Source organism: Paenibacillus polysaccharolyticus (assembly GCF_900102085.1).
Lineage (GTDB): Bacteria > Bacillota > Bacilli > Paenibacillales > Paenibacillaceae > Paenibacillus > Paenibacillus polysaccharolyticus.
The window spans coordinates 136,385-159,203 of record NZ_FMVM01000003.1 but is presented as its reverse complement, the minus strand read 5'-3'; the positions used below and the strand labels follow the sequence as shown (position 1 = coordinate 159,203).

Genomic DNA, 22,819 nt, shown 5'->3' with positions numbered 1-22,819 from the left:
ATTCAAATCGCTGATTTCAGGATAAGATTTAAGTGATCATTCTTCGGAAATCTGAGGTTTTGAGATCGAATGTAGGGGGAACTGATCTGCGATTCAGTCTGCTACGTAACTTTCTCATAGAGCAAATGGTCGTTCCTGTGTGGAACCATTTACTAGTAGTGTGATATTACTTAACACGGTATAAGGCATTAAAACTTGTTTAGTGGAGCCTTGTTATACGGTTATTACGTGAAATTTGTTCCTCTTTTGCAAATCTGTAAGGCAGTGTATAATGGATAAGTCTACTAATTTTATAGCCTCTCCTCTGGGAGATGTGAAAAAGGGACAAGGGGTTTTTGTGGATTATATGAAACTGTTCATGATATAATAGCACGAAAGCTACTCAGCGATATTGAATAATACTTACACTACGAATTCAAATGAACCAATGGGGGTACGGCTAATGAACAAGTCCATCAACATCCAAGATACGTTCTTGAACCAACTGCGGAAAGAAAACATTCCAGCTACGGTCTATCTGACCAATGGCTTCCAAATCCGCGGGACGATCAAGGCATTTGACAATTTTACGATCGTCATTGACAGCGACGGACGCCAGCAAATGGTCTACAAGCATGCCATCTCCACGTTCACGCCGCAACGCAGCGTATCGCTGATGCAGCAAGACAACGGCGGCGAAGCTTAAAAAATCCGAAACCTTTTCACAAACCATTTCGTCTACAAGTATAGGATTGAAACAGAGCAACCTAATAAGGGTTGTTCTTTTCATTCCGGGCAAAATAGGTTTAATATAAGCTTGTGCTCGCCAGAGAAATAGAAAACATGCAACTGAAAGGGAGTCAGGAGGTAACATGCCAAACGATCCGTTATCGAGGTCTAATAATCGCAACACCAATAACAAGTCAAACCAAAAAGCGAAACCTAAGACCTCTAAAAAGAAAAAAATTACGGGGAAACGCGTTGGATGGACTTTGTTTTTTACCATGGCAGTCGCCATATTCTGTGCGCTAGGCGGATATTTGTTTATTTTAATTAGTGGTGAACGCCTGCTCACAGCCAACATGGATAAAACAACAATCAATGAAACGTCAAAGGTTTATGATCGCAACAATAATATTATGGGCGAGCTGTCCATCAAAAAGCTGGAACCTGTGGAATCCGATGATATTCCGAAATTGGTCAAAGAAGCCTTTGTTGCTACAGAGGACAAACGGTTCTATGAGCACCAAGGGGTAGATATCTGGTCCATTGGTCGTGCAGCCGTCAAAGATATCATGGCACGTTCCATGGTAGAGGGCGGTAGTACGCTGACCCAGCAACTGGCTAAAAATATGTTCCTGTCGCGTGATAAAACGTTCTTCCGGAAAGCAACCGAGGTATCGATTGCGATGGCGCTGGAACGTAAGTTTTCCAAAGATGAGATTTTGACGATGTACCTGAATCGGATTTTCTTTGGCCATCAACGTTATGGAATCAAGGCTGCATCGGAGTTTTATTTTGGAAAGAGTAACCTGAACGACCTTAAGCTGTGGCAGATCGCTACACTGGCTGCTATGCCTAAAGGGCCATCTGCATACAATCCGCTGAGTAATCCAAATGATTCGAAAACACGTCGGGGTGTGGTATTGCAATTAATGTATGAGCAAGGTTACATCACCGAGGCGGAGATGAACGAAGCGAAGGCTGTGGTTTATAAATATACGCCGCCTGAGAAAGACAGAAAGTATCAAGCTTTTATTGACTATGTGCTCCGTGAAGCAGAGCGTGTAACGGGCATGACGGAAGACGATCTCAATATTGGCGGTTTCAAAATCTATACAACGATGGATGCGCAGGCTCAAACAGCTGTGGAGAATGCTTTCTCGGATGACAGTTTGTTTGAGGCAAGCAAGGATGATCAACAGGTTCAAGGTTCGATGGTCATTATGAATCATGAAAATGGCAGTCTTGTTGCCTTGTTAGGCGGACGTGATTATCAGACCAAAGGATATAGTCGTGTAACGCAAAGTCGGAGACAGCCAGGGTCAGCGTTTAAACCAATTGTATCTTACGCTCCGGCTCTGGAGACAGGAAAATACAGTGCGAACTCGCCGCTGAGCAATGAGAAGCAGTGTTTCGGAAATTATTGTCCGGGTAACCTGCATGGATACTCTTCTACGATCAGCATGACCGATGCCATAACAAAATCGGAAAATATACCTGCTGTGTGGTTACTGGATAAGATCGGGGTAAATACGGGAGTTAATTTTGCGAAAAGTGTAGGCATTCAGCTGACGGACCAAGACAAAAACCTGGCAATCGCTCTGGGTGGTCTTAGCAAAGGTACGAATACACTGGAGATGGCTCAAGCTTACAGCTCCTTTGCTAACCTTGGGGAGTATCAGCAAGCCTACTCCATAAAAAGTATTGTGGATAGTAGCGAGAAAACCATTTACAAACATGATAAATCAGAAACCAAACGTGTGATGAGTGAACAGAACGCATATCAACTTACGCAGATGTTGCAAAACGTAGTAAATGACGGTACCGGACGCTCCGCTCGTCTGGATCGGCCAGTAGCCGGTAAAACGGGAACTGTGCAAAGTGGTATTGCTGGCAACAGTTCGAACCGTGACGTATGGTTTGTCGGGTACACTCCTGAGTGGACTGGTGCTGTCTGGATGGGTTATGACAATCCGGATGCAAAACATATGCTTAAGAACAGCAGTAAGCTGTCTGCAGCGTTTTTCGCCAAAGTCATGGGAGATGCATTAAAAGGTGTCCCTGTGAAAGAGTTCAAAACGCCAGCTGGCGGTCAGGCACCTCCTCCCGTGGAGCAACCACAGCAACCGACATTATCAGTGAGCGGATTGAATGGATCCTATGATCCATCTACTCAGACCGTTTCACTTAGCTGGACTGGAACTGGAGATGCGAATACGCAGTATCGTGTCTACCGGAAGGAGACATCGGAAGCTCAGTTTACTCATCTGATCGATGCTGTTGGCTCAACAAGTGCGCAGGATTTAAGTGCATTACCTGGGCTAACCTATGAGTATTATGTAACGGCTTATGATACGGCTTCCGCACAGGAAACTAGCCCATCCAATACCATTTCGCTTATGATCGAAGCTCAGGAGATTAATCCGCAGCAACCAGATCCAGGTACAGATCCTGAAACAGGTACAGATCCTGAAGTGCCAGGTACGGATAATCCGGACAATGGTGCCGGCGATAATGGTAACCCGAATGGTAACAATGGTAATGGAAGCGAGAATGGCAACAATGGTAATGGGAATAACGGAAACAACGGAAATGGTAATGGCAACAATGGTAACAATGGTGGATCGGGTCCTGGGAATGGTCAACCGGACGGTGGTGGTACTCCGCCAGGACAAGGAACGACTGATCCTGGAAGTGACGGCTCAAGTGATGGTGGAGTGAGTACCCCGGGCCAAGTCGTTACACCACCAGACAGTGGAACCAGTGGAGACGGCGGAGGAACAGAAGTTCCTTCTACCCCTCAATCCGGTTCGGGAGGATAAAAATCCTATTTCACAATAGTATATATGTGTACTCAAAACTGCTTCCCGGTTCGCCGGTGAAGCAGTTTTTGTTTTGTATGTACAAAAGGAAGGTTGCAATTCGATATCCAAGATCATGTGAACCATGAATAGCGGCACAACAAGCTTAGTTTTGAGTGTATCCTTTAAATATGGTAAGCTGTAGCTATTCGTAATACGTTGTATAGAGCAGATTCATAGCACTTGTTCTCTAGCAGACGTATAAATGTTCACCAATCCAAAATGCAGATCATAGATCTGCAGTCGGCAAAGAGGGGTTCGTATGAAACGGAAATTCGGGGATCGCGCAAACTGGCGCCGGATTACGAACCGACAATTTACATGCCGGTTCGTTCAGTCCAAAATTTTCACAGGTTACATTACGCTGTACACCATACAGGATTTGAAAGAACCTTTGTGGAAGACGTATGGAGGTACAACCTTCTGTATCGCTGACAAGGGATATTCCTGGCTTCAGTATTATCCGAAGGGAGAACACTTTGTTGTTACAGCCATGTTTGATGATCAGCAGCAAATTGTAGAATGGTACATCGATACTTGCCGAAGCCAGGGAATTACCGATCAGGGCGTTCCGTGGTTTGATGATCTCTATTTGGACGTTGTTGTGCTGAAGGACGGAGAGATCTTTTTGCTGGATGAGGATGAGCTTGAGGATGCCTTGTCACGCAAACATATTACAACCGGAGATTATGATCTCGCGAACAAAACGGCGAAGGAACTGCTCCATGCCATTGATGCTCATGTGTTCCCATACTTTCAGTTATCACTGAAGCACAGACAAACGTTGTTTGAGAACGGTGAGTTTCGCAAAAACATCCAGGTCTAAAACGAATTTTTCTGACCAGAACTTTTCTTGTACATCCTTCTAATATCTGGACACCTGATAGAATACATTAATAATCAGGAGAGATCAGCCCGATAAAATAGAGGTGATGGCGAATGAACGGACGGGTCATGGCTGCAGGAGGGCAACCGGGAGGCAGACCATCCAGGCAAATTAATGTGGTACTACGTAACCAGGAACCTCAAATACTCGCTAAAGATGAAGCACTCTCGGTACAAGCGGCTAAAAGTTTAACAAAGCATGCGCATTTTCAGGAGATTCAGGGTGAACTTGAGCAACTGGTGGGACTCGAAAATATCAAAGATTTGGTGTTCGAAATTTATGCATTTCTTCAGATTGCGCAGATGCGCTCCGAGGCAGGTCTGCTAAGTGGTGCACACGTGTATCATATGATCTTTAAAGGCAACCCCGGAACGGGCAAAACCACGGTAGCCAGAATCGTAGCCAAAATGTTTCAGAAGATGGGCGTGCTGAACAAAGGACATCTTATTGAAGTGGAACGTGCTGACCTTGTGGGGGAATATATTGGTCATACGGCTCAGAAGACCAGAGATTTGGTTAAGAAAGCCCTTGGAGGCATTTTGTTTATCGATGAGGCGTACAGTCTGGCTCGCGGCGGGGAGAAAGATTTTGGCAAGGAAGCGATCGATACACTTGTAAAATCAATGGAGGATCATAAAAACCAGTTTATTCTGATCTTGGCGGGATACTCGGAAGAAATTGATTTTTTTCTACAAACGAATCCAGGTTTACCTTCTCGCTTTCCGATTCAGGTTGAATTTCCAGACTATACGATTGACCAGTTGATCCAAATCTCTGAGATTATGGCCAAAGAGCGTGATTATATTTTGATGCCTCAGACCATACTCAAGTTAAAGCAACATCTTCTTCAGGAGAAGAATGATTCGTTGCACGCGTTCAGTAACGCCAGGTATGTAAGGAATGCAATCGAGAGATCAATCCGGCATCAGGCTGTTCGTTTGCTGGAGCAGTACTCGGATGGAAGTCCGGGTAAGCTGGAGCTCATGACTATTCGTACAGAAGATTTGAAGTTTGAACGAAAGTAAGCGATAATAACCTTTTAACAGAGCCGGCCGGGCTAACCGGTTCGGCTTTAACCATGCCACGGGCATTTCGTGGTTTAATGTATTTATACGGAGCAGGGGAGTTGGTATATATATGACAATGGGTACGCACGATACAGATACAACCAAAAAAGACCGCGCAATATTGGTCAGTCTGGTTACCGATGAAGTGAAGCGTTCAGGCATTAATCATGAGTATTCATTACAGGAACTTGTGAAGCTGGCTGAAACCGCAGGCGTTGAAGTTCTCAATGTATTAACCCAGAACCGGGAAACAAGGGACACGAAATGGTTTATTGGTAAAGGTAAAGTGGAAGAACTGCGTTTGGTTGCAGACGAGCTGGGAGCAACGACAGCTATTTTTGATCAGGAGTTGTCTGGCGCTCAGGTTCGAAATCTGGAAGAGGCTTTGGATCTGAAAATTATTGATCGTACACAGCTTATTTTGGATATCTTTGCGCAACGTGCCAGTACACGGGAAGGGATCATTCAGGTAGAACTGGCGCAACATAGCTACTTGTTGCCGCGTTTATCGGGGCATGGTAAAAACTTGTCACGACTTGGGGGCGGTATCGGGACAAGAGGCCCAGGTGAGAGCAAGCTGGAGACAGACCGTCGTCACATCCGGGGACGGATCGATGATCTAAAGCGTCACCTCGAGGAAGTCACACGTCATCGTAAACTGCACAGAGAGCGTCGTAAAAAAACAGGGATTATTCAAGTTGCTTTAGTAGGTTACACAAATGCAGGTAAATCAACATTGTTGAAGCAGTTAACCGCAGCGGATGTATACATTCAGGATCAACTTTTTGCTACGCTCGATCCAACATCACGTACAATGGAGCTACCGAGTGGTAAAGAAATTGTACTGACGGACACCGTTGGTTTTATTCAGAATTTACCTCACGATTTGGTTGCGGCTTTCCGCGCGACATTGGAAGAAGTGAATGAGGCTGATCTGATTTTACATGTTGTAGACGCTTCATCCGAAATGCGTGACGATCAGATGAGCACAGTTCATACCATTTTGCAGCAACTTGGTGCAGGGGACAAGCCTCAGCTTGTTCTGTATAACAAAAAAGATGCCTGCACGCCGGAACAACTACAGATGCTTCCTTTGGATAAAAAGCATATTAAAATAAGTGCACTTGATGAATCAGATTTGATCAAGGTTCGTGAACTGATTCAAGCGGAACTGACAGGCGATACGAAGCGATTCCGTATTCCGGCGGAACGTGGGGATCTGACATCTGTACTCTATAAAATCGGAGACGTTGTAGGAACGGAATATGATGAGAACGATGTTATCTATCAAGTCGAGCTGCAAAAAGGTGAATATGAGAAGTTTGCATATTTACTCGAAGATTTCATTGAACTGTAATATTCATGACATATTAATGTGATAAGTTGACACGAGAATTGATTCGAATGCGTCAGTTTCGTGCTATAAAAGGGGAATGAAGCAAGATGGCAAGGTTTGATTCAACTATTCTAGAACTTCAACATCAGGTGGAACGTCAGATCGAGGGACAACTTCATCAGGTTGATCGTATTGTAGATCACAATCAATGGAAAGTTATCGATGCCTTTCAGCGCAGAAAAGTAAGTGATTATCATTTTGCGGGCTCAACGGGGTATGCCTATAACGATCGTGGACGTGAGGTGCTTGATGAGGTGTATGCGGATGTGTTTGGTGCAGAAACTGCACTGGTGCGTCCTCATTTTGCCTCAGGAACACACACGATAAGTACGGCCCTGTTCGGCGTATTGCGGCCAGGAGACAATCTGTTGTACATCACAGGTAAGCCCTATGACACATTACATAAAGTGATCGGCAAGCCTGGTGATGGAACAGGGTCTCTCCGTGATTTTGGGGTTGGCTATGCTGAAACTGAACTCACAAACGCAGGGCAAGTGGATTGGGGAGCGGTGGAAAAGTCTATTACGCCAGCAACGAAGGTTATAGGCATTCAGCGCTCACGCGGTTACGACTGGCGTTCTTCGTTTACAATTGAGGAGATTGCAGATATGGTGGCACGTGTTAAATCGTTGAAACCAGACGTTATCGTGTTTGTGGATAATTGTTACGGCGAATTTACTGAAGAACGCGAACCTACGGAAGTAGGTGTGGACTTGATGGCAGGTTCGTTGATTAAAAATCCTGGTGGTGGGTTAGCAGAAACCGGAGGATACATATGTGGTAAAGAGAAGTATGTACAACTGGCAGCGTATCGCTTGACTGCACCTGGTATTGGGGGTGAGGTCGGTGCTATGCTGGGGACAACACGAGGCATCTACCAAGGACTTTACATGGCTCCGACCATTGTTGGTCAAGCGATTAAAGGAAGTATTTTTGCTGCGGCGATGTTTGCTGCATCCGGATTTGTAACCAAGCCTGCGTGGGATGAGCCGCGTACCGACCTGATTCAGGCGGTGCAATTCAGCTCTGCGGAGCATCTAATTGCTTTTGTGCAAGGCATTCAGCAGGCAGCAGCTGTTGATAGCCATGTTGTGCCTGAGCCTTGGGATATGCCTGGATATGAGCATCCTGTCATTATGGCGGCAGGTACGTTTATCCAAGGAGGAAGCTTGGAGTTATCCGCCGACGCACCGATTCGAGAGCCTTTTATCGGTTATATGCAAGGTGGGTTGACTTACTCTCATGTTAAATATGGCGTTTTAATGGCATTACAAGCGATGAAAGATCGTAAATTATTGTGAGTTTATCTAACATGTCATTGACACTTTGTAACAACTAAATGTACAATAGGGTCAAGAATAGATGACTGGAAGGTTGATGAACATGGGCGACGAGATTCGCAGAAATATGGCCTTATTCCCGATCGGTATCGTAATGAAACTTACCGACCTGTCCGCGAGACAGATTCGTTATTATGAGCAGCATAGTCTCATTGTTCCTGCAAGAACTTCAGGGAATCAGCGTTTGTTTTCCTTTAACGATGTTGAGAGATTGCTAGAGATTAAAGCTCTGATTGAAAAAGGAGTTAACATTGCAGGCATCAAGCAAGTGATGAATCCTGTCTCGAAAGAGTCTGAAGAGGCAACGGTGATTACGCCAGATACGGAAGTTAAACGTAGAGAGCTGTCCGATACGCAACTGCACCGCTTGCTGAAGCAGCAGCTGGTGTCAGGCAAAAGACCAGGTCAAGTATCTCTCATCCAAGGTGAACTTTCTCGTTTTTTTAATAAAAAATAATCGGTTCACCTAACGAGACGGGTAAGATAAATTTCAAACTTCTGATGTCAGACTCCTTGACCCGTGGAACATTCTAATGTACAAATATAACATGCAAGCCAAATACGCAGATAAGAAAGGGAGAGGAATCATGAGTTATACAAAAGAAGACATTCTCCGCATCTCCAAAGAAGAAAACGTACGATTCGTTCGATTGCAATTCACCGACTTGCTGGGAGCGATTAAAAACGTTGAGATTCCTGTAAGCCAGTTAACGAAGGCTTTGGATAACAAAATGATGTTTGATGGTTCTTCCATTGAAGGTTATGTTCGTATCGAAGAATCCGACATGTACCTCTATCCGGATCTTGACTCTTGGCTTATTTTCCCATGGGTATCCGATAATCGCGTCGCACGTTTGATCTGTGACGTATATCTGCCAGACGGCAACCCATTCCCGGGTGATCCACGTGGCATCTTGAAGCGAAACCTGAAGGAAGCCGAAGAAATGGGATTCACTTCCTTTAACGTTGGTCCTGAACCAGAATTCTTCTTGTTCAAAACGGATGAAAAAGGAAATCCAACAAACGAACTGAATGACCAAGGTGGATATTTCGACCTTGCACCAACAGATCTTGGTGAAAACTGTCGTCGTGATATCGTTATTACACTTGAAGAAATGGGCTTTGAAATCGAAGCTTCTCACCACGAGGTAGCTCCTGGTCAGCATGAGATCGACTTCAAATATGCGGATGCATTGAAAGCGGCAGACCAGATCCAAACCTTCAAACTCGTTGTTAAAACGATTGCACGTCAGCATGGATTACATGCTACGTTTATGCCAAAACCATTGTTCGGTATGAACGGTTCCGGTATGCACTGTAACCAATCCTTGTTCCGTGGCAATGAGAACGCATTTGTTGACGAGTCGGACGAACTGGGCCTGAGCAAAACTGCACGTCACTTCATGGCTGGAACGCTGAAGCATGCACGTGCGTTTGCAGCAATCACTAACCCGACTGTGAACTCCTACAAACGTCTTGTACCTGGCTACGAAGCGCCTTGTTACGTAGCATGGTCTGCAAGTAACCGTAGCCCAATGATCCGTATTCCTGCTTCACGTGGTCTGAGTACTCGTGTTGAAGTTCGTAACCCGGATCCAGCTGCTAACCCTTACCTCGCTTTGGCTGTTTTATTGAAAGCAGGTCTGGACGGAATCAAACGTGAGCTCTCCTTACCAGCTCCGATCGACCGTAACATCTACATCATGTCAGAAGAAGAGCGTGTGGAAGAAGGCATTCCTAGCTTGCCAGCTGACCTGAAAGAAGCATTAAACGAATTGATCCGCAGCGAAGTCATCTGTGACGCTCTCGGCGACCACGCCCTGGCTCACTTCTACGAGCTGAAAGAAATTGAGTGGGATATGTACCGCACACAAGTCCACCAATGGGAACGCGATCAATATATCACGTTGTATTAGAGTGACAAAAGCCTTGGTAATGCTGGATTTTCGGCTTGCCAAGGTTTTTTATTTTCAGCTTGTTTTTAGTGGGATTTTTATTTTGACCGCTGATGTTAATTTTTCTTAGGATACTCCATATATGAAGAATATTTATCAATGCTTCTAGCCCTCTATCACTTCTGTGATGTGCGCATATATATTAGAAGTTACGTTAATTGAGACGTGTCCCAATTTCTTTTGAACTTCTTTCATACTAGCTCCAGATTCTAACATCATGACGGCATGTGTATGTCTGAGCCCATGTATGGTGATTTCTTTATCTATCCTAGCTTTTTTTACATATACGTTTAAGTGCTCTTTGTAAGATTGATTTCGAGAATGGACGACCGTCCCCGCGATGAAAAATTAGTTTCAAGCTATCATCAGTAGCCATTCCAACTTGTTTCTCAAATTCTTCTTGTGAGATAATCTGTTCGTTTAGTTCTTCTGCCAAATTTTTAGTTATCATTATTGATCTTTTTGAAGCAGAAGTTTTAGGCGGGCGAAAATTTTATCTACATTTGTCTGATTGTAAACAATAGTTTTATTAATTGCGATACGTCTATCAGCTATAGTAATGTCATTTCTTTGAAGTGCCAGAGCCTCACCTTTTCTTAAGCCCATATCGATTAGAGTTTTAAACAAAGAATAGTATTTGTGATCATCTTCGTAAGCTGTTGATAGAAATTTAAAAACTTATTCTCTTGTAAGAAAGTTAATTGGATCTGAAGTGTTGATTCTGTTGATATTTGGATCCGGGATGATTATTTTAGAACACGAATTTTTTTAATGATCTCTAGATCGACTGCTTTATTCATCGCGCTTAGCATTGTAGTATGAATAATTTCAACCGCACGTTTACTGAAATTTGAAATTAGAGTGTTAATGAATGTTTGGTACCGGGCATTAGTCAGCTTCGAAACCTTAACAAATCCTAGGTTGGGCACTAAATATTTATTTACGTCGCTGGTGCTATTCGAATTTTAGGTCTTATTGGAATTGTGTGTCCCCCAATGAAACGAGACTTCTCTAAACTATTTCCTGTAGGGCATCTTAAACGTAGTAAACCGTTATAAAAACGGGAACAAATTTGAGCGAGTGCTAATAGGTGCAGCAATCGTTTTGTCAGAGTGGGATCGATCACTTTTAAGATCAAAGTTATTTAAACGATTGATGCAGGAGAGTAAAAAATGTGGGCTTATGTAAATATTTATCAACCCTCAAGTCAGCTAAATTCTGGCTTTTTTTAAAAAATGGAGGTAATTGAAATGAACTTCCAAATCACGCCAATAGATCTGATGAAGGCCCGGAGTTCAAATCCGGGCTTTTACTTTTTCTTACAAGCAGGCTTTGATAAAGCAGTTAAAAGAGAGGGGCTAGGGTTAATATTAATCCGCCATTTGATTCAAAGTTCTGAGTAAGTTTCTGAAATCACTTAGTGATCAATCTCTATCGAAAGCTTCATTTACAGAAATGCTTCTTTTGGCTCTATTCACAAACTCGTCTCCTGATAAGGTATATCCCTCATTTTGGGCAATCTCATAGAGATCCGGAAACTTTTCAGCAGATAAAGCTGCATACTCTTTATTCTCTGATTGATCCAATAGATCTTTACGACCTGTAACTGCATCATTGAACACAATGGAGTATTCATTATTTTCTTCAATGACAAGGACGTTGTAAGTGCTGGCAATTTCACCAACCAGCAAAGAGAGTCCAGCGATTGCAGCGGCCATCGTGACAGTAGCCGCAGTCGAAGCCCAAAAGGAAACCGATGCTTTAGCTGGGATTAATGGGAAGGCATCTGGCACAATTGAGGAACTGACTGAAAAACTAGTTGAGCAAACCAAGGCGCTAAGAGAGTCGGTACAGGTAAGTATTTCTTCTGTTTCCGAACTGAACCAAGTTACATACACACTCTCCAAAGGACAGTCATTAAGTGCGTCTGCTGTAGCAGACTTGATTCTAAAATATCCAGAGTTGGCAGCGCAAATCCGTAAAACCACGGATGGATGGATCTTTGAAGGACAAATATTAGAAAAAATAAGACAGGCTAAATTAAAAAAAGCTATTGACGATTTGAAAGCGGAGGGAGATTCGACACGCGCTGTAGCGATGGAAAGTTTAAAACGGATTCAATTTTATGGTCAGGAGTTTCAATCGATAACAACTTTTGCTGAAGCGCGCGATAAAATTAAAGATATCGAAAAAGAAATTACCGAGGAGCAGAAGAAAAATGCTTCTTAATTGATTAGCACTCTGAGCATTGCCCGGAAACAGAGAAGGGATATCGCATGGATTCCATTTTCCTGACATGCATTTGATGACATAATCTATGAACGAAGAAAATTGAAGTGCAAGATATGATTCAAGTTGCATGTCTTGTCCTTATTATTGGGGAAAGAATCCATCCATGGAGTAGAAGGATTTTCAGATCGAATTATTCGAATCTCTTCGTTTGAGGATCAATCTATACAGCAATTTTTTGATATATGACCAAAGAACAGGACGTACACAACGCGTCCTGTTTTCTTAATGTGAGGAGGTTATAAATATGAAAAGAAAAAGTATTCAGAGAACCACGAAGAGTCTTTTAAGTATGCGTGACCTTGTTCAATTTGATTTGCCACTCAACGCAATAGTATGTGGAAGACTGAGTGGCGCCCGTCCTTAGTCGATCCATAATTCACTACATCCCTTATATCTTTGTTTGGAACAACAGAGAAGGGGGTATCTGGGATTATTGATGGTGGGCGGTAATGATATAGCGGATTTTAATGTGAGCCGTTTGCTCTAAAAATATAACGAATCATCTTCTAATGGGCAATTTCACAGAGACCGAGTTTAGCGAAGAGGCTTTTGAAGAAATAGGGGAGATGTTCTACAGGGGAGGAGCAGTCAGCACTTCTCAAACCTTCATAGAAAAAAGAGTGATTTTTTGATTTAATTGATCATTGATCAATTTCTAATCCGACTAAATAACAAAATATGATTTAACATTTTGTTGCCATGATACAAGATACCTGATTAGGTCATGCTGAGCTAAACTCCGAATCAATAAAATTGTTCTTTTGAATACTCAAATTTTTGTCCCTATTCTCACTGTTGTTCGACTTAATTTTTCCTTTTTTGTAGACAACTAATATTTGGGAATGTATAATACTAACATTATTGTAGTATATTAATTTTTATTTTAAAACTAAGGTTTAAACCCTTGATAATGGGTGATTGCTAGTTTGTAACAATTTAAAATATGTTAGAGCTTTAGTACAGGGACATGCTTGACTGTCTTTACAACTTACCTCAGATTTATTGTGTTAAACAAATTATTGAACAAATGAGGAGAGTGAATTTAGAGTGGAAAGTCTCAGTTCTTCATTTTCTAAAGGATTAAAAGAAAGGGAAAAGACTCTTGAATATGTTATTTCTGAAGCCTTACAGATACCTCAAAGTCAAGTAGAGGATGATTTGGAATATCGATCTATAAGCGAATGGGACTCGATGGGACATGTTAATTTACTCATATCTCTCGAAGAAGAATATGGTGTAACAATTGATGCCCACGACAGATCGAAATTACTTTCTGTCAGAGATCTGCGCAATTTTTTGATGCAAGCAGAAAATAAGGATTCGAATACGGTAGAAATCGTGGGAAATGAGACAAAAGGATACAGTGAGCAGAAACAAACTATATCTAGGGGGCTTGTTGACGTTATTTTAGACAGTACAGAAATAACCTATATTGATGGCGAAAATGGGTTACTCCAATATAGAGGATATTCAATTCACGAGCTAGTTAATAATTCTACTTTCGAGGAAACTGCTTATTTGTTAATGTTCGGCTCTCTACCAACAAGTGTTCAATTAAAAGATTTCGATCAAGAACTGAAGAAAGCTAGAAATTTGCCTGAGCCAATAATCGATTTGCTTATTTCCATGAAAGAGGCTCGGCCAATGGATGCACTTCGAACAGCAGTATCCGCCTTAGGGAATTTTCAAGAAAATTCTTTAAAGCACGATTCCTTAAACAATAAAATTTCACTTCTTTCTCAAATTCCGATTATAGTAGCTTTTCATAATTCAATTCGCTTCAACAGAGAACTAGTAATGCCAAGTGAAAAAATCTCTCATGCAGCAAATTTGCTTTATATGCTCGATGGTAAAATTCCTTCTATAAATGTAGAAAAAGTACTAAATAAAATCCTTATACTTCATGCTGATCATGGTTCAAACGCTTCCGCATTTACTGCTCGTGTTGTTACAGGTACCTCTGCTGATATATATGCGGCATTAACAGCAGCCATTGCTGCATTCTCAGGCAAACTTCATGGAGGCGCTATTGAAGAAGTGTTAACTATGATTAAGGAAATTGGATCTCCGGATAATGCAACTATGTATGTTAAAGAAAAGCAACGTAAAAATGAACCAGTTATGGGTTTTGGGCATAGGGTATATAAAACGATAGATCCACGGGCTAAAATCTTGCGTGAAACGGCACAAGCACTTAGTGAAGAATTTAATACGACTATTTACTTTGAAATACTTGAATCCCTTGTGAGTGCTATGAGACCTTACATAAAAAAAGGAGTCAATGTTAACGTAGATTATTATGCAAGCTTAATATATCAGCTTTTGGGAATTCCACAAGATTTGTTCGTTCCTATTTTTACAATTGGACGTATCCCGGGTTGGATAAGTCAGATTGAAGAACAAAAGTCTAAGAATATCCTAATAAGACCTAAATTAAGTTATACAGGTATAAAAAACCAACCCTATAGGCCAATATCTGATCGAAACCATATTGATAGTGAGGGGTTCTAGTGATAAGTAATTCAATTGAAAAAAGTAATATTGGAAAAAAGTATTTTGGTTTGTATACAGGTTTTTTAAATAATGCACTATTAAAGCCTGATCATACAGCTTTGATAATTGGTAGTAGAGAACTTTCTTATGCTGAAGTAGAGCTTACTGCTCGAAAATGGGCTTCTGCATTAATTGACATATTGGATGGTAGTCCTAAAAGGGTTGGGGTTTTTGCTTATCGTAATGAAACTTCATATATTGGTGTATTGGCTGCGTTATTTTCAGGAGCTACATTTGTGCCTTTAAATCGAAATTTCCCCACTCAACGAACTGCATCGATGATTGAGATAGCGGAGTTAGATGCTTTGATAATTGATAATAATTCACTTAAACAATATCTTGAAATTTCAAATGACGCTAAAAATCTTCCTAAACTCTTGTTATTACCTGATACTGAAACTCAAATAAAGATTAAAAATACTAAAGTATTATCTAAAGAGGTATTGGAGCAGTATGAACCTGAAGAATTTCTACCTACAGTAACAGCTGACTCTCTAGCATACATATTATTTACCTCTGGTAGTACAGGTGTTCCGAAAGGTGTTCCAATCACTCATGAGAATGTTTGTCACTTCATCGAGGTAAATCAAGAAAAGTATAAATTTACTTCTGAAGATAGATTTACTCAAACATTCGACCAGACCTTTGATTTATCTGTGTTCGATTTATTTATGGCTTGGTCAGCTGGGGGCACAGTATGCTCCATGAATCCTATTGATTTAATAGCACCGCTACGATTCATTCAAGAAAAAAAAGTGACAGTTTGGTTTTCGGTTCCTTCAATAGCAGTCATAATGAAGAAACAACATATGTTAACACCAAATGTTATGTCTGGACTTCGTTTAAGTTTGTTTTGCGGGGAAGCACTTCCTAGAGGGATCGTAGAATTGTGGGAACAGGCAGCACCTAATTCAATTATAGAAAATCTATATGGACCAACAGAATTAACAATTGCATGTGCTGCATTTCGTTGGGATTCAGTTAACTCTCCATTAGATTGTATAAATGATATAGTTCCGATAGGCAAATTATATCCAGGTCTTGAAGCTATACTTGTTAATGACACTCTTGAAACTGTCCAAGATAATGAGGGAGGAGAGTTATGTGTGACAGGACCTCAAATGTTTCCAGGCTACTGGCGCAATCCGGAACAAACAAAAGAAAAATTCTTAATATATAAATCAGAATCTGGTTATGATACCACTTATTATCGAACGGGTGATCGTGTACGATATCTCCCTAATGGGAATCTCATTTTTTTGGGGCGAATTGATCATCAGATTAAAGTTAATGGACATCGAGTTGAACTCAGCGAAATTGAAGGTTCTTTAACAAAACTGAAGGGTATTATTTCAGCAGTCGCTTTAGGATGGCCAGAAGAAAACAACACTTTTAAAGGTATAGTTGCTTTTGTCATTGGTCATTCCCTTGAAATCGATTTTATACGGAAATCCTTACAGAATACTTTACCCCCGTACATGATACCGAAGCATATATTTATCGTTGACAAATTTCCAATGAATTCAAATGGGAAAATAGATCGAAATGCGTTGTTAAATAACTTAGATGTAACAGATTATAGTTGAGGTATCATTATGAAAATTAACGATTGTCTAAATATGTTAGAGGAAGTTATCTTTGATGGTGAGCCATACTATTTGTGGTCGTTAAGCAAACTTGAGGAACATATTGGTGTGGATTTTTCATTATTACCGTATTCATTAAGATTATTAGTTGAAGCTCAATTGAGAACTATCGATTCTGATTCAATCGAATTGATGGAAAAAAATGTAATAGAAATGATTCTTTCTAAGAGTACAAATGAAATTAAATTCAAACCGTCTCGAGCTATCATGCAAGATTATACAGGTGTACCAGCCTTAAATGATTTAGCGGCAATAAGAAGTGCCGTTCAGGAAATGGGAGGGGATGCCTCTCAGGTCAATCCTGTAATTCCAACTGTTGTAATTACCGATCATTCAATCATTAACGAAGTAGCTGGATCGAGAGATTCATTTAATTTAAACACCGAGTTAGAGTATAAACTCAATTGGGAAAGATTCTCTTTTTTAAAATGGGCAGAATATGCGTTTGAAAATGTAAAAGTGTTTCCGCCAGGTTCAGGTATTATTCATCAGATTAATCTCGAACATTTGGCAACTGTTTTGAGAGTTGAGGAATCAGAAGAGGGTAAGAAGTTTATGTATCCTGATAGTGTCGTTGGGACAGACAGTCATACAACAATGATAAATGGGCTAGGTCTTCTTGGTTGGGGTGTAGGGGGGATAGAACTTTTGTCCTCTTTATTAGGTGAGCCACTTTCGATGAATATGCCCCAGATTGTTGGTTTTAGCCTAACAGGAAGACTAAATGCAGGTGTGACAACGACCGATTTGGTGTTAATGATTACAGAAATTTTACGCAAAGAAGATGTAGTAGGGAAAATTGTTGAATTTGTTGGCAATGGACTAGAAGTGCTAAGTGTTGCAGAACGTGCAACAATTGCAAATATGGCACCGGAATATGGGGCCATGGTTGCCTATTTCCCAATAGATGAGGAAACGCTTCGATATCTTCGTTCAACAGGAAGACCCCAACACTTAATTAAATTAGTTAAATCTTACTACCAGCATCAGAAGTTATTTCGCTCGAATGTTAGCAAAACACCTCAGTTTGATAAATTGATTTACCTAGATCTTGCTATCGTAACTGCTTCTCTTGCTGGGCCTGCTATGCCTCATCAGCGAGTCGACCTACAAAATTTGAAAGAATCATTTCATAATTGGCTTCATTCAAAGAACTCGAATGCGTATAATAGTTTGCTCTCAAAAAATGATTCTCAAATAAATGAGTTAACTCACGGATCTATTGTTATAGCTTCAATTACATCTTGTACGAATACCTCCAATCCCCTAGTTATGATAGCAGCAGGCCTTGTTGCTCGAAATGCAGTCAAACGGGGGCTGTCCATACCGCCTTATATCAAGACAAGTTTTTCTCCGGGCTCTAAGGTCGTTAAGCAGTATTTACAGGAATCAAATTTGCTAATTGAATTAGAGAAACTTGGATTTTACATTGATGGTTTTGGATGCATGACATGCTCAGGTAGCAGTGGGGCTTTAAGCGAAGAGGTAACCAGAGTTATTGAGGAAAATGACTTAATTGTTTGTTCAATACTCAGTGGTAATCGTAATTTCGAGAGTAGGATACATCCATTAGTTCATGCGAATTATCTTGCATCTCCGCCACTTGTAATTGCATATGCCATCGCGGGTACAGTCAACATAGACTTGACTACAACTCCGTTGGGGAAGGATAGTGACGGAAATTTAGTTTTTCTATTAGATATTTGGCCTCTAGATGAAGAAATTAATACAATTGTGGAATCTTGTATTCAACCTACAATGTATCTTACTCAATATGATCAATCAATCGTTGAAGAACGTTGGGATTCGATAACTATAATAGAAGATCAATTATTTAATTGGGATAAAGAATCTACCTATCTGAAAAAACCACCGTATTTTGAAGGTTTTTACTTTGATGAACCCTTGCAAACATCCATTAATTCTGCTAGAGCATTGGTAGTTCTTGGAGACAGTATTACTACCGATCATATTTCTCCAGGTGGGGCAATTGCGCGCACAAGCATTGCTGGAAAATACCTTGAACAAAGTGGAGTTCATGAAAAAAAATATAATTCTTTTGGGGCAAGAAGAGGGAATCATGAAGTCATGGTTAGAGGCGCATTTTCAAACCCGCGTTTGAAAAATTTGATCACTCCAGAGATTGATGGTGGGTACACCAAATATTTTACCGATAATCAATATATTCCAATATATGAAGCGGCTATGAAGTACAAAATAGATCAAACGCAATTAGTCATCATTGCAGGTGAAGAGTATGGTTCGGGATCATCAAGAGATTGGGCCGCTAAGGCACCTTACTTACTCGGTGTAAAAGCCGTTATCGCTAAAAGTTTTGAGCGTATCCATCGTTCTAACTTGGTCTGTATGGGGATCTTACCTCTCGAATTCGACAGTAATGACAATAAAATTATTGAAGGAAATGAATTGATTACCATTAGAGGTGTTGAAGATTTCTACCCTTCAAAGTATATAATGGCGGAATTAATTCGTGAGAATGGTGATAAAGAAGAAATTTCATTGAAGGTTCGAATAGAATCCGATGAAGAATTAAGATACTTTCAAAATGGCGGCATATTGAAATATTTACTTCGTAATATACTTATCGGTCAAAATATTATTGTTGAATGCAGGTGATAATTGGATGAAAAAGATATTATCCTCGAATATCGTGGAAAATGTAATAGAGCTTTTAAGTGAATCCTATCCGAATTTATTGAATTTATCCGATAGATACCAAGCAAGTTGTTTTGATTGGGTTCATCTTGGAAATTCAGATATTGAAGTGGGGAAGGTTCTTGATTTCATTAGAAAGTCCCCCGAATTAGTTCCTCCCCGAACAGGACATCTTGGAAATTGGGACCCTATAATAGAGGGGAGAGCAGGTGCTCTTGATTTTAACAAAGTGATATGTGACAACAAGTTTGGATACCCGCTTATATATTGTTTTAATCAAACCGAAGATGTAGAGCTCAACCAAGGAGACGCAGTTTATTTACCAGGTTCAAAAATCGAAGGGAATAATCGTGTCTTGTTACCTTTATATACATGGAATGGAGAACAATTTATAGAAAGGGATAGAACGATTCCTTTATTCACACCGTTTGTATTTACTAAAGTTAAAGGTAAGATGCAATCACTTGCGAATTTTCATTTGAACAGATGCAAAGATTTAAACCAATATGAATTTCGTTCAGAAGCAAACATCATTTATTCTCAAAAAGATTTAGTTAAAAAGTTATTATACGTTTTGATGGAAGATGCTGAAAATCAGATCAATTCGAAACGAGCATTTCAGAATTTATTTAGTCATGTTGCAACACTCGAAGGTACGATTAAAAGAGCTGATATTTTGGTTGACTCTAATGGATATAGAATGGGAGAGGCATACTTTAAGAACAAAGATGAATTTATACAATCAGCGATGATTCCATTTCAAGCGGTTGTCGATTCTTGTAACTTTGTTTCGAATCTTCACCAGCTTCCCAATCATGTACCTATCATTTCGAATATTCTTTCAGGAGTATTATCTGCTATCTTTCATTCACATTACAGCTCATCCTCGGTGCAAAGGGATTGTATGACACAACCTTTTAACCCCCATTTTCACTGGGGGGCAAGGGATATGGCAGGTTACCCACCTAGAAGAAAAGGATATTTCGCTGAAAAATCAACAACTAAAAGCTATAAAAAGATTTTACAAGTCATTGTTCGGCATTTTCCGGAAGTCGATCCAGTATTACTTGTGCTTCTGCCATCATCTATCTTTATGCTCTGGCCAGTTGATCTTTATCGCTACGATTTAAGTGCAGTAGAAGAGCTTTTAGAGGATGTTATTGAATCAGGAGACTCGTATGAAAATATGGAACAAATGCATTCGCATATCAACAAAATGGTTGAAAGATGGTTTGAAAAACATAAATATGATATTTCTACTTATTTTTTAAATCGGTTTTATCCGGGTAGTGGGATCCCTTACGGTAGAAATACACATAATTTCAGTAATCCAGTAGAGCCGATGCAATTCAGAAAATTAACTTTTCGCCAAGCTTGTATGATTGTAGGTTGTTTGATGGAGATCGTTCCCAAAAAGGAGAAGAAAGTTTGAAACTTACTCACAAAAACTATATTTTACAATTAGGAGAACCGTTTATTAGTAATAAAGGCATCATATCTATGGTCGAACAACTTATAATTCAGGTCCATTGGGAAACTTATTCCGGGATAGGTACGGCAATCTATGCAAACGAGTATGGATTTACAAAAGAAAATACATCCGAGTTTATGGATTTTGCAAGGGACATCTTATTAGAATATTCACCATATGAATTCGAGAAAGTTACAAAAAAATTATGGGGAATATTCCCTAATTGTGCATCTGCAATATCAGCAGTGGATATGGCTATTCATGATTTGATTGGAAAAGTAACAGGGCTCCCTTTGTATAAGTTATGGGGTTTAGAAAATCTTCCCTTGCCTATGAGCAGTATTTCATTAGGTTCATTACCGAGGACTGATTTGGTTGAAAAAGCAAAGGGCTTGTTAGACTGGCCGATATTAAAAATAAAATTAAAAAAAGATAGTGATTTAAAATGTATTGAAGATTTGCGAAGCATTTATAACGGACGCATATGGGTTGATGGTAATTGTTCATGGAGTCCAGATGAAACTTTAAGAGTATGCGATTACATGTCAAAATATAGTATCGAACTTTTGGAGCAACCCATCGCAAACGGAAATGTACATTCATTACACTACATACACAAACGCTCCCCAATACCGATTATAGCGGATGAAGATTGTGTTAACCCGTCGGATGTTCTTAAATTGCAGGAAAGCGTTAGTGGAGTGAATATTAAACTATGTAAGTGCGGAGGACTTTCACGTGCTGTCGAAATGATCCGTCTCGCGAGATCTCTTAATCTAAAAGTCATGTTGGGATGTAAAACAGAAAGTATAGTCGGGATTAGTGCAATGGGCCAGTTAGCAGGACTTGCGGATTACTTAGACCTTGATGGTCACCTTGATCTAGTTAATGACCCGTTTCAAGGGATTGAACTTCATGAAGGATTAGTTACTCTTCCTTCTTATCCTGGAATAGGAATAACAGTCTAATATAATTTCGGAGGGATAAATTATGAAACTTAGATGTGCAATATTAGATGACTATCAAAATATCGCATTGAAAATAGCTGATTGGTCATCTGTAGCAGGCCGAGTAGAGGTCAAATCCTTTCAGAATCATTTTGAAAGCGAAGCAGAAGCTGTTTGTGAACTAAAAGATTTTGAAATCATTATCATCATGCGGGAACGAACCCCTTTTAAATCATCCCTTCTATCAAAGTTGCCAAGATTAAAATTACTGATCACTACTGGGATGAGAAACGCATCGATAGATATAAAATATGCTGAGGAACATGGTATAGCGGTATGCGGAACTGCGAGTAATTCAGAACCTCCGACAGAATTGACCTGGGCCTTAATCCTCGCATTAACCAAAAATTTAATTCCTGAGAATCAAGCATTTCGAAACAGAGGTGCTTGGCAAAGCACTGTTTGCTCGGATTTAAATGGAAAAACATTAGGATTACTTGGACTAGGGAAAATTGGCTCAAAAATGGCCCTAATTGGGAATGCTTTTGGCATGAAAGTAATGGCGTGGAGTCAAAATCTTACACAGGAACGAGCTGAAGCTGTCGGTGCACACTTTGCAGCAACAAAGGAAGAAATATTAGCCCAAAGTGATATTGTTTCAATCCATCTCGTACTTAGCGAACGTACTCGACACCTGATTGGCGAGAATGAGCTTAAGTCTATGAAGAAAACGGCCTATCTCATCAACACCTCACGCGCTGCTATTATTGACGAGGAAATGCTCATCAAAGCGTTACATAATAACTGGATTGCAGGCGCTGGCATTGATGTATTTAATATTGAACCATTACCCGAGTTCCATCAGTTACGTTCTATTCCTAATTTATTGGCCACCCCGCATTTAGGGTATGTTTCACAAAACAATTACCAAATCTATTATCAACATGCCCTTGAGGATATCAAAGCTTATATTGAGGGGAATCCTATTCGAATAATTAAAAGTAAGAAATAGAATAGCAAGAATAAA

At 40.4% G+C, this 22,819-nt stretch carries 18 protein-coding genes; 16 read left to right on the top strand and 2 right to left on the bottom strand.

The features are described 5' to 3' along the window. Positions 1-442: 442 nt before the first annotated feature. The 8 genes from hfq (at position 443) to glnA (ending at position 10,168) form a co-directional block, all read left to right on the top strand. Complete coding sequence (gene hfq, locus BLQ13_RS05370; protein WP_090916826.1) at positions 443-685, top strand: RNA chaperone Hfq; 243 nt, start codon at positions 443-445, stop codon at positions 683-685. 166 nt (positions 686-851) lie between these two features. Beyond that, a complete protein-coding gene (locus tag BLQ13_RS05365; protein WP_090916823.1) occupies positions 852-3,524 on the top strand; it encodes a transglycosylase domain-containing protein in 2,673 nt (890 codons plus the stop codon). 301 nt (positions 3,525-3,825) lie between these two features. Continuing rightward, entirely contained in the window at positions 3,826-4,389 is a 564-nt protein-coding gene (locus BLQ13_RS05360) for a ribonuclease FAU-1 family protein (protein WP_090916821.1), read from the top strand. Positions 4,390-4,502: 113 nt separating this feature from the next. Then, complete coding sequence (locus BLQ13_RS05355; protein ID WP_090916819.1) at positions 4,503-5,474, top strand: AAA family ATPase; 972 nt, start codon at positions 4,503-4,505, stop codon at positions 5,472-5,474. 112 nt (positions 5,475-5,586) lie between these two features. After that, entirely contained in the window at positions 5,587-6,873 is a 1,287-nt protein-coding gene (hflX, locus tag BLQ13_RS05350) for a GTPase HflX (protein WP_090916817.1), read from the top strand. An 86-nt stretch (positions 6,874-6,959) separates the two neighbouring features. Continuing rightward, on the top strand, positions 6,960-8,213 hold the full coding sequence (locus BLQ13_RS05345; RefSeq protein ID WP_090916816.1) for a methionine gamma-lyase family protein: 1,254 nt from the start codon (positions 6,960-6,962) through the stop codon (positions 8,211-8,213). An 82-nt stretch (positions 8,214-8,295) separates the two neighbouring features. After that, positions 8,296-8,709 (top strand): MerR family transcriptional regulator, encoded by a 414-nt coding sequence (locus BLQ13_RS05340; RefSeq protein WP_056689944.1) that lies wholly within the window; start codon positions 8,296-8,298, stop codon positions 8,707-8,709. A gap of 130 nt (positions 8,710-8,839) precedes the next feature. Then, on the top strand, positions 8,840-10,168 hold the full coding sequence (glnA, locus tag BLQ13_RS05335) for a type I glutamate--ammonia ligase (RefSeq protein ID WP_090916813.1): 1,329 nt from the start codon (positions 8,840-8,842) through the stop codon (positions 10,166-10,168). Between the two features lie 144 nt (positions 10,169-10,312). Here the strand turns inward: glnA and BLQ13_RS29145 are convergent, their stop codons facing one another. Next, positions 10,313-10,549, bottom strand: coding sequence for a tyrosine-type recombinase/integrase (locus tag BLQ13_RS29145; RefSeq protein ID WP_090916810.1), 237 nt, complete (start codon positions 10,547-10,549; stop codon positions 10,313-10,315). A gap of 908 nt (positions 10,550-11,457) precedes the next feature. Here BLQ13_RS29145 and BLQ13_RS28425 point away from each other — a divergent pair. Further along, positions 11,458-11,610, top strand: coding sequence for a hypothetical protein (locus tag BLQ13_RS28425; protein ID WP_167375647.1), 153 nt, complete (start codon positions 11,458-11,460; stop codon positions 11,608-11,610). 21 nt (positions 11,611-11,631) lie between these two features. On the opposite strand, the gene BLQ13_RS05320 is transcribed toward BLQ13_RS28425, so the two are convergent. Next, positions 11,632-11,925 (bottom strand): hypothetical protein, encoded by a 294-nt coding sequence (locus BLQ13_RS05320; RefSeq protein ID WP_139168856.1) that lies wholly within the window; start codon positions 11,923-11,925, stop codon positions 11,632-11,634. Between the two features lies 1 nt (position 11,926). On the opposite strand from BLQ13_RS05320, the gene BLQ13_RS05315 reads away from it, so the two are divergent. From BLQ13_RS05315 to BLQ13_RS05285, 7 genes are all read left to right on the top strand, one after another. Beyond that, positions 11,927-12,436 carry a hypothetical protein gene (locus tag BLQ13_RS05315; RefSeq protein WP_139168855.1) on the top strand — a complete coding sequence of 170 codons (510 nt, stop codon included), beginning with the start codon at positions 11,927-11,929 and terminating at the stop codon, positions 12,434-12,436. A 1,110-nt stretch (positions 12,437-13,546) separates the two neighbouring features. Beyond that, positions 13,547-15,010, top strand: a complete 1,464-nt coding sequence (locus BLQ13_RS05310) for a citrate/2-methylcitrate synthase (RefSeq protein ID WP_208606753.1) — start codon at positions 13,547-13,549, stop codon at positions 15,008-15,010. Continuing rightward, positions 15,010-16,638 carry an amino acid adenylation domain-containing protein gene (locus tag BLQ13_RS05305; RefSeq protein ID WP_090916801.1) on the top strand — a complete coding sequence of 543 codons (1,629 nt, stop codon included), beginning with the start codon at positions 15,010-15,012 and terminating at the stop codon, positions 16,636-16,638. The genes BLQ13_RS05310 and BLQ13_RS05305 overlap by 1 nt, the downstream gene beginning before the upstream one ends. A gap of 9 nt (positions 16,639-16,647) precedes the next feature. After that, on the top strand, positions 16,648-19,335 hold the full coding sequence (acnA, locus tag BLQ13_RS05300) for an aconitate hydratase AcnA (RefSeq protein ID WP_090916799.1): 2,688 nt from the start codon (positions 16,648-16,650) through the stop codon (positions 19,333-19,335). 7 nt (positions 19,336-19,342) lie between these two features. After that, a complete protein-coding gene (locus tag BLQ13_RS05295) occupies positions 19,343-20,806 on the top strand; it encodes a DUF6025 family protein (protein ID WP_090916797.1) in 1,464 nt (487 codons plus the stop codon). Continuing rightward, positions 20,803-21,813, top strand: coding sequence for a mandelate racemase/muconate lactonizing enzyme family protein (locus tag BLQ13_RS05290; RefSeq protein ID WP_090916795.1), 1,011 nt, complete (start codon positions 20,803-20,805; stop codon positions 21,811-21,813). The genes BLQ13_RS05295 and BLQ13_RS05290 overlap by 4 nt, the downstream gene beginning before the upstream one ends. 22 nt (positions 21,814-21,835) lie before the next feature. Then, entirely contained in the window at positions 21,836-22,804 is a 969-nt protein-coding gene (locus BLQ13_RS05285) for a D-2-hydroxyacid dehydrogenase family protein (RefSeq protein WP_090916793.1), read from the top strand. Positions 22,805-22,819 lie beyond the last annotated feature (15 nt).